General features: G+C 70.3%; 4 protein-coding genes. 2 read left to right on the top strand and 2 right to left on the bottom strand.

Annotated elements, in window-relative coordinates; translation table 11 throughout:
• Positions 1-5 precede the first annotated feature (5 nt).
• Positions 6-3,032, bottom strand: a complete 3,027-nt coding sequence (locus QSG27_RS02285) for a transglycosylase domain-containing protein (RefSeq protein WP_306703530.1) — start codon at positions 3,030-3,032, stop codon at positions 6-8.
• Between the two features lie 217 nt (positions 3,033-3,249).
• Positions 3,250-5,010 (bottom strand): tetratricopeptide repeat-containing glycosyltransferase family protein, encoded by a 1,761-nt coding sequence (locus QSG27_RS02290; RefSeq protein WP_306703531.1) that lies wholly within the window; start codon positions 5,008-5,010, stop codon positions 3,250-3,252.
• Here QSG27_RS02290 and QSG27_RS02295 point away from each other — a divergent pair.
• Both QSG27_RS02295 and QSG27_RS02300 read left to right on the top strand, forming a co-directional pair.
• Positions 4,979-5,569 (top strand): FecR family protein, encoded by a 591-nt coding sequence (locus QSG27_RS02295; protein ID WP_306703532.1) that lies wholly within the window; start codon positions 4,979-4,981, stop codon positions 5,567-5,569. The two genes, QSG27_RS02290 and QSG27_RS02295, sit on opposite strands and share 32 nt — an antisense overlap.
• 113 nt (positions 5,570-5,682) lie before the next feature.
• Positions 5,683-8,193 carry a TonB-dependent siderophore receptor gene (locus QSG27_RS02300; RefSeq protein WP_306703533.1) on the top strand — a complete coding sequence of 837 codons (2,511 nt, stop codon included), beginning with the start codon at positions 5,683-5,685 and terminating at the stop codon, positions 8,191-8,193.
• The last annotated feature ends 67 nt before the right edge of the window (positions 8,194-8,260 follow it).

Genomic DNA, 8,260 nt, shown 5'->3' on the forward strand with positions numbered 1-8,260 from the left:
ACGGGCTACAAACCGGTCTGCGGCTTGCCGGTGTCCGCGGTCTTGGTCACGCCGGGGTCGATGAGCGGTTGCAGGGCCGGGGCGATGCTCTTGAGAAGCTGGGCGGGCAGGGCGCTGGTGAAGCGGTAGTTGTCGGCCTCCGGTCCATGGACGAAGGCGGTCATGGTGCCGAAGAAGCGGTCGCCGATGTAGAAGGCGAAGGTCGCCGTCCGGTTCACCGCCCGCGATTCGATCAGGTGCCCGCCGGGGCCATAGCGGTCCAGCCGGTGGTCGCCCGTGCCGGTCTTGCCGCCGATCGGGATGACCGCACCCGCGGAGTCCTTGAAAGAGCCCCAGACGCGCTTTGCCGTGCCGTTCTGCGCCACGTCCATCAGCGCCTTGCGCAGGGTGGCCGCCACCTCCGCCTTCATCACGCGCTGGCCGCGCATCTCGCCCAGGCCGACGATGGCCTCGTAGGGCGTGCCGGCGGCGAAGTGCAGCTTGCGCACGCGCACGGTCGGCTGGCGCACGCCGTCGTTCTGGATGATGCCCACCAGCTCCGCCAGGGCCGCCGGACGGTCGGCGGAGCTGCCGATGGCCGTGGCGAAGGACGGCACCAGCGTTTCGAAGGGGTAACCCAGCTTGCGCCACTGCTCGGTGATGCGCTGGAAGGCTTCCTCTTCCAGCCCGATGCGGATGCGGGTGTTCTGGGCCGATTGCCCCTTCTTGAACAGCCAGCGGTAGCTTTCCTGGCGCTCCTGCACGCTGGCCTCCAGCACCTCCTGCCGCTTGGCGTCGGGGCGCTTTTGCAGGTAGGAAACCAGCCACAGCTCCAGCGGATGGACGCGCGCCAGATAGCCGAGGTCGTTCAGCGGGAACTTGTCCGGCCCGTACTTGCCGTAGAGCGCCGCGATGTCCCCATCGTCCAGCTTGGCGTCGGGCAGCCGGGCGCGCAGGAAGGCGCCGAACTCCTTCACCCCGGCCTGCGGGCGCACGGTGCGGAAGATGACCGACAGGCGGTGCGGCATCGGGCGCGACCGGCTGGCCAGCATGTTCAGCATCTCGTCCGGCTTGTGCTTCCGGTAGCTGTTGTAGAAGCGGTTCAGGAAGTCGCTGCCTTCCTTGTCGGCGAAACGGGCCAGATAGGCCTGGCGGGCGGGATGGTCGGGGTTGTGCAGGATGTCGGTGCTGTCGTCGCCGCCTTCGGACAGATAGAACTGCACGACGTCGCGCATCATGCGGATGAAGGGCAGGTTGACCGAATTGCGCAGCGATTCCGTCACGGTCAGGATGCTGCCGTTGTCCCTGGGGTTGAAGTTCACGAAGCTGTGCAGCCCGCCGCCCGTGAAGAAGGCTTCGCCGGGGTTCGCCGAATAGCGGCGGTCCATGGCGGCGTCCAGCATGGCGGTCAGCCCGCGGTTGCCGGAGGTCGCCAGCCAGTTCGCCGCCCAGCGCGTCAGGTTGTCGGACGCCTCCTCCTCCACGTCGGCGAGGAAGTCCTTGGGCAGATGGGCGTAGCGGGTGTGCAGCTCCGCCACGATCTCCAGATAGGTCGCCAGCGTGCGCAGCTTCGCCGTGGAACCGAGGTCGAGCTTGGCCCCCTCGTTGATGTCCAGCGGCTGGTCGAGGTTGTCGGCCTGGACGCGCAGGTAATTCGCGTCCGGCCCCTGCTCGTACAGCGTGACGGAGTAGATGACCTTGGACAGGTCGTTGCCCTTCACGTCCAGCAGCCGTTCGCCGGTCAGCCCCATCTGCGCGGCGAAGGCCGGGTCGCCCAGCTTCGCCAGCACCTCCACCACCCGCTGCTGGGCGGGGGCGTCGAGCGTCGATTCGGCGGTCAGGTCGATGCGGTCGAGCTGGTAGAGGCTGGGCACGCCGAGCATGGACAGAAGCCGGGCGCGGATGGCGTTGGGGGCCTTCTGCTCCACGAAGCTGGCGGTCTGGGCCTGGGGCGGGTCCTCGCGGAATTTCAGGGTCAGGCCGAGTGCCGCGTCGCGCAGCGCGGTGTCGATCACGCCCGCGTTGTGCAGCACGCGCAGATGGCTGTCGGCCAGCCGCTCCAGCGCCGGACGGTCCTGGATCAGGTAATAGGAAGGGCGGCGCTGGGCCAGCAGAAGGCTCAGCACCTGCTTGTAGGCCAGGGCCTTCACCTGCAGGGCGCGGGCGTCGGCGGGCTCCTCCGACAGCACTTTCTCGGCGATGGCGAGGTCGGTGCCGAACCAGGCCCACAGTCCGTCGCCCAGCCCGTTCACCTCGCCGAAGCCCGGGCGCCCGGTCAGGGGGGTGGAGTTCAGATAGTCGATCAGGATGCGGCGGCGGTGGGCGCCGGTGTCCTCGCCGTCCAGATAGGCGCGTGTGCTGGCCGAGATCATCTGGCGCAGCTTCTCCGTGGCGCCGCTGGTCTGGCCGTCCGGGGAGTGGCGGTATTTTTCGATCTGCGTCGCCAGGGTGGAGCCGCCGGGGGAGCGCTGGCCCGGCCGGACCCACTGCACCGGCAGCATCGCCACGGCGCCGGCGAAGCGGTCCCACTCCACGGCGGGGTTGCGGCGCGGCTCGTCGTCGTTCAGCAGTTCGCGGTTCTCGATGAACAGCAGCGTGTCGGCGACCAGCGGCGGCACGTCCTCGAACCGGGCGAAGACCCGCTCCGGATAGCGTGCGGAGAACAGCGCGGTGCCGTTGCGGTCCAGCAGGGTCAGGCCGGCGCGCGTCTTCTCGTGGTAGATCGGGAAGCCGCCGGCGGCCATGAAGCGGTCAAGCGTCGGCGACAGATGCGCCTGCATCTCCACCGCGTAGAGGTCCGACGTCAGCGAGCGCAGATAGCCGGGCAGCCCGACATAGCCCATCCGCTCGTTGTAGGGACCCTGGGTGGGGTGGCGCGCGGCGGGGTTCGGTCCCTCGCGCAGCGTGTAGGTCATGTCCTTGGCGTAGTCGGCGAGCAGACGGGCCTGCAACCGTGACGTGCGCATTTCCTCCTGCGCCAGAAGGGCGCCGCCTCCCAGCGTCGCCGCCAGCGTCACACCCCAGATCGCGCGCCGCACCCACAACCGTGTCATGTCCGGCTCCAGCCATGACCGCGGGTCACACCCGCGAATTGGTTAAAATGCTCGGCAAAAAGGCCAAGCGATACGGTCGGAATGTAGAGGTGCCTTGGTTAACAACCGGTGTAATCCCCTGCCCGGGAGGGGTGCGATCCCGCCTCGAAATCGGTGTAACTCAAATTCGTATGGAGCCGTTGCGGCGCGGCCACAAATACGCCTGATGGTTGTGTGGTTAAGGCGCGTGACCGCGGGCCGCCACGAAATCCGTTAACGCGGCGCGGAGGCGGGCGACCACGCCGGACCAGTCGCCGGAGCGGTCCTGGCCGAACACCCGCATGGTCGGGTACCAGGGGCTGTCCTCGCGGTTGCCCAGCCAGCGCCAGCAGGCGTCGGCGCGCGACAGCGTCCAGACGGGCCGTCCGAGCCCGCCCGCGAGATGGCAGACGGAGGTGTCCACCGTGATGACGAGGTCCAGCGTCTCGGCCAGCGCCGCCGTGTCGGCGAAATCGCGGACGCCCGCCATGGGGTCGGCGATGTCCATCCCCGCCGGGGCCTCGGCCAGTTGGGCGGCGCCCGGCCCCATTTGCAGGCTGACGAAGCGCACCCCCGGCACATCGGCCAGCGGGGCGAGGGCGGCCAGGGGCAGGCTGCGCCGGCGGTCGATGGGGCTCGCCACCCCGCGCACCGTCCGCGGCGACCCCGCCCAGACCAGCCCGACGCGGAGCCGCCCGTCCTCCGGCAGCCGGTCGCGCCAGAGCGCGACGTCGGCGGGATCGGCGTGCAGATAGGGCACCGGGGCCGGGATGCTGCCCAGATCGGTCGCGAAGGCGCGGGGCAGGCTCATCATCGGGATGTGCAGGTCGAAGGGGGGCAGGTCGCCGCCCCAGGCGATGGCGGCGGACACGCCGTCCGCCCGCTCCATCAGCCGGACCAGGGCGGGGGAGCAGCCGACGAGCACCCGCGCGCCCCGCGCGGCCAGCAGCGGCGCGTAGCGGACGAATTGCAGGGTGTCGCCCAGCCCCTGTTCGGCGTAGAGCAGGACGGTGCGGCCCGCCACGTCCTCCGCCCCCGTCCATTCCGGCTGGGCGAAGGAGCGGTGCACGGGGTCGAGCTGCCGGGTTTCCCACCGCCATTCGAACTCCTCCCACCCCTCGCGGAACTGGCCGGAGGCGAGCAGGGCGACGGCGAGCGCCAGATGGGTCTCGGCGTCGGCGGGGGCGAGGCGGATGGCCTCCCGCCCGGCGGCGACGGCCTCGTCGCGGCGGCCCTCGTGCAGCAGAAGGGACAGGCGGTTGCGGTGGAAGGCCGCCCGGTCCGGGGCGAGGCGCGTTGCCCGTCCGCACTGGCGCAGCGCCTCCGCGACGCGGACGGTCTGTTCCAGCAGCGGCACCATGTTGCCGTAGGCGTCGGGGTTGCCGGGGTCCAGAGCCACGGCCCGGCGCCCGGCCCGCTCCGCCGCGTCGAAGCGGCCCAGCGTGACCAGCAGATGGACGAGGTTGGTCTGCGCGTCGGCCAGGGTGGGGTCGAGCCGCAGCGCCTCGCCCAGAGCCTCGACGGCGCCCTCCGGGTCGCCGGCCTGGGCCAGCGCGGCGCCGAGCTTGCGGTGCGCCTCGGCCCTGTGGGGGGCGAGGCTCCGCGCCTTGCGGAAGGCGTCGGCGGCGCCCGTCCAGTCGGCGGCGGCGTAGAGCAGCAGGCCGGCCCGCTCGAACGCCTCGGCCAGCGGTTCGCTTTCGGTCGCGGCGCTGGTGTTCTGGGCACGGGTCAGGGCGCGCAGGGCGGCGGGGCCGTCGCCGGCCTCCGTCAGGGCTCCGCCCAGGGAAAACCAGTCTCCGGCGCCGTCGGGCTGGAGGGCCAGGATGTTGCGGAAGGCCGCGGCGGCCTGCGCGGCGGCGCTGGGCGGTGCCGTCGTCCTGACCGGCTGGCCGGGCGGTCTGAAGACCGGGATCGGCGAGCGGCGGACGGTGGCGCTGGACGACGGTTCGGTCCTCACCATGGACGCGGACAGCACGCTTTCCGTCAGTTTCACCGCCGGGGAACGGAGCGTCCGCCTGAGCGAAGGGCGGGCGCATTTCGTCACCGCGCCCGATCCGGAACGCCCCTTCGTCGTCACCTGCGCCAACGGACGCGTCACGACGGCCAATGCCAGCTTCGTGGTGCACCGCTGCCTGGACTCCGTGGTGGTGGCGGTGGAGACGGGAACGGCCACCCTGGCGGCCGGCGCGGAGCCGCCTCTTCCCATCGCCGCCGGGCAAAGCCGCTCCTACGGCCCCGGCGGCCCCGGCCCGCTGCTGAACCAGGGCGTGGCGGTGGAGAGCGCATGGCGGCAAGGGCGTCTGGTCTTCCAGGGGCAGCCGCTCGACGCGGTGATCGCCGACCTCAACCGCTACCACCCCGCCCGCATTCTGCTGTGGGATCGCCCGCTCGCCGGCCTGCGGTTCGACGGCAGCGTGGACATCAGCCGCCCGGACGCCGCCCTGAACGCCATCGTCCGCACGCTTCCCTTGCGCACGCTGCGCCCGTTTCCCGGTCTGGTTATAGTTCGTTCCGCCTAACCGGTTCGTATCAAGTTTTTTCCAAATCGGGGTGAGGTGACGCCCGTCGATCATCGTCGTGACTTGCATACACGAAAATGCAACTCATTCGCAAAACGACGGGGGTCTTGGCGATGATCGACAGTGGGACGCGCCTGATGCGGGGCCGGATGGCGCGGGCGGACGCGGCACGGGGGAAGACCGCGCGGATTGGCTGGAAGCCGGCGCTGCTGGGCATGCTGCTGGCATCGACCGCGCTGCACGGCGCCCTGGCGGCACCCGCGAAGACCGGGGCGGCGTCCATGCAGGTGGCCCAGCAGGGCCGGACCGTCCCCTTCGCCATCGCCGCCGGACCGCTGCCGGGCGTGCTGGCCGCCTACGGGCAGGCCACCGGGCTCCAGGTGCTCTACCCCACGGACATCGCGCAGGGTGTCGCCTCGCCGGGCGTGACGGGCAATCTGGCGCCGCAGGACGCGCTGATCCGCCTGCTGGCCGGCACCGGCCTGATCGCGCGCTTCGTCGATGCCGACACGGTGACGCTGGAAAAGCTGCCGGCCCAGGCGGGCGGGGCGGCGGTCCTCGACCCGGTGACCGTGCAGGGCGGCATCTCCGGCGATCCGGGCCGCAGCGAGGGCACCGGCTCCTACACCACCGGCACGACCAGCAGCGCCACGAAGCTGAACCTGTCCCCGCGCGAGACGCCGCAGTCGGTCAGCGTGATGACCCGCCAGCGCATGGACGATCAGGGGCTGAACGAGATCCGCGACGTTCTCGACCAGACGGTCGGCGTGACGCGGTTGCAGGCGGGCGCGCTGGGCAGCGACGGTTCCGAGGTCTTCGCCCGCGGGTTTGCGGTCAAGAATTATCAGGTGGACGGCATCCCGCGTTCGACCGTGTACGGCTTCGACGACTCCATCTCCGACATGGCGGTGTTCGACCGCGTCGAGGTGGTGCGCGGGGCCACCGGCCTGCTGAACGGCGTCGGCGATCCCTCCGCCGCGGTCAACATGGTCCGCAAGCGCCCCACCCCGGTCCTCCAGGGCTACGCCGAGGGGCAGATCGGTTCCTGGAACCGCTACCGCGGGGAGGCCGACCTGTCGGGTCCGCTGACCGGGAACGGCCGCCTGCGCGGGCGCGTCGTCGGCGCCTATCAGGACAACGACAGCTTCATCGACCGCCTGCACGAACGCAAGAAAGTGCTCTACGGCATCCTGGAGGCCGACGTCACCGAGGACACGACCTGGAGCGTCGGCGTCGAGTACCAGAAGCACCGGTCCGACGACGCCTCGCGCTCCGGCTTTCCGCTGTTCCACACCGACGGGACGAAGACCGACATCTCCCGTTCCTACAACAGCGGCGCCGATTGGGCGTACTTCATGCACGACAACCTGACCGTCTTCAGCGACCTGAAGCACCGCTTCGGGAACGGCTGGACGGCGACGCTGAACGTGGAGCGCAACAACCGCGAGTATGACGGTCTGCTCGGCTACGGCGTGCGCGGCAGCCTCAACCGGGACGGCACCGGCATGGGGATCTGGCCGGGCCGCTGGAACTCCGACCTGGAGCAAACCTCGGTCAACGCCGACGTGAGCGGCCCCTTCGAACTGTTCGGACGGCGCCACGAGCTGATGGCGGGCGTCGGCGGCTATTACGCCAAGCGCAAGGGGCTCGACTACCCGCTCTGGTACATCAACGGCTACGACTACTCGATCCCCAACTTCTTCACCTGGAACGGCAACATCGCCCGCCCGACGCTCAACCCGACCGGCTGGTCGCAGACCGACGAGCGGCAGATGGCCGCCTACGCCGCGACCCGGCTGCGCCCGACCGACGCCCTGTCGTTCATCCTCGGCAGCCGCATCAGCCGCTGGTCGCAGGACGAGAAGAGCCATCCGAACGGCGGTGCGGCAACCGTCAAGAAGCGGTCGGAGAACGGGGTGTTCACGCCCTACGCCGGCATCGTCTACGACGTGACCGACATCTGGTCGGTCTATGCCAGCTACACCAGCATCTTCAAGCCGCAGGACTACAAGGACGTCAGCGGCCAGACCCTCGACCCGCTGGACGGCAACGCCTACGAGGCCGGCGTCAAGGCCGAGTTCTTCGGCGGCCTGCTGAACGCCAGCGCCGCCGTGTTCCTGATCCAGCAGGACAATCTGGGCGAGGCCGATCCCGGCCGCTTCACCCCCGACGGCGGGCAGGCCTACCGGGCGGTCAAGGGTGCGGAAAGCAAGGGCTTCGAGCTGGAGGTCGCCGGCGAGGTCATGGCCGGCTGGCAGGTCGGCGGCGGCTACAGCCACACCACGGTCAAGAACGCCAACGGCCAGCGGATGATGACCTACGTGCCGCGGGACATGGTCAAGCTGTTCACCACCTACCGCCTGCCGGGCGCCTGGGACCGCGTGACGGTGGGCGGCAACGTCAAGTGGGAAGGCGACATCCACAACGGGACCGGCGCCCGGCGGTTCGACCGGGACGGCTACGCGGTGGTCGATCTGATGACCCGTTATCAGATCACCGACAAGGTGTCGGCCACGCTGAACCTCAACAACCTGTTCGACGAGAAGTACCTGACCAGCATCCAGAACTACGGCTTCTACGGCGAGCCGCGCAACGTCCTGCTGTCGCTGCGGGCGACCTGGTGATGACGGCGCGGCGGGCGGCGCGGGCGCCGGGCACCGGACGGCGCCGCCACCGCGGCGTCATCGCCGC

It is taken from the genome of Azospirillum isscasi (assembly GCF_030849505.1).
Lineage (GTDB): Bacteria > Pseudomonadota > Alphaproteobacteria > Azospirillales > Azospirillaceae > Azospirillum > Azospirillum isscasi.

Excerpts from the sequence above, each read along its gene's own strand:
- QSG27_RS02285 (WP_306703530.1), bottom strand. The coding sequence starts at position 3,032 with ATGACACGGTTGTGGGTGCGGCGCGCGATCTGGGGTGTGACGCTGGCG.
- QSG27_RS02290 (WP_306703531.1), bottom strand. The coding sequence starts at position 5,010 with ATGGTGAGGACCGAACCGTCGTCCAGCGCCACCGTCCGCCGCTCGCCG.
- QSG27_RS02300 (WP_306703533.1), top strand. The coding sequence starts at position 5,683 with ATGATCGACAGTGGGACGCGCCTGATGCGGGGCCGGATGGCGCGGGCG.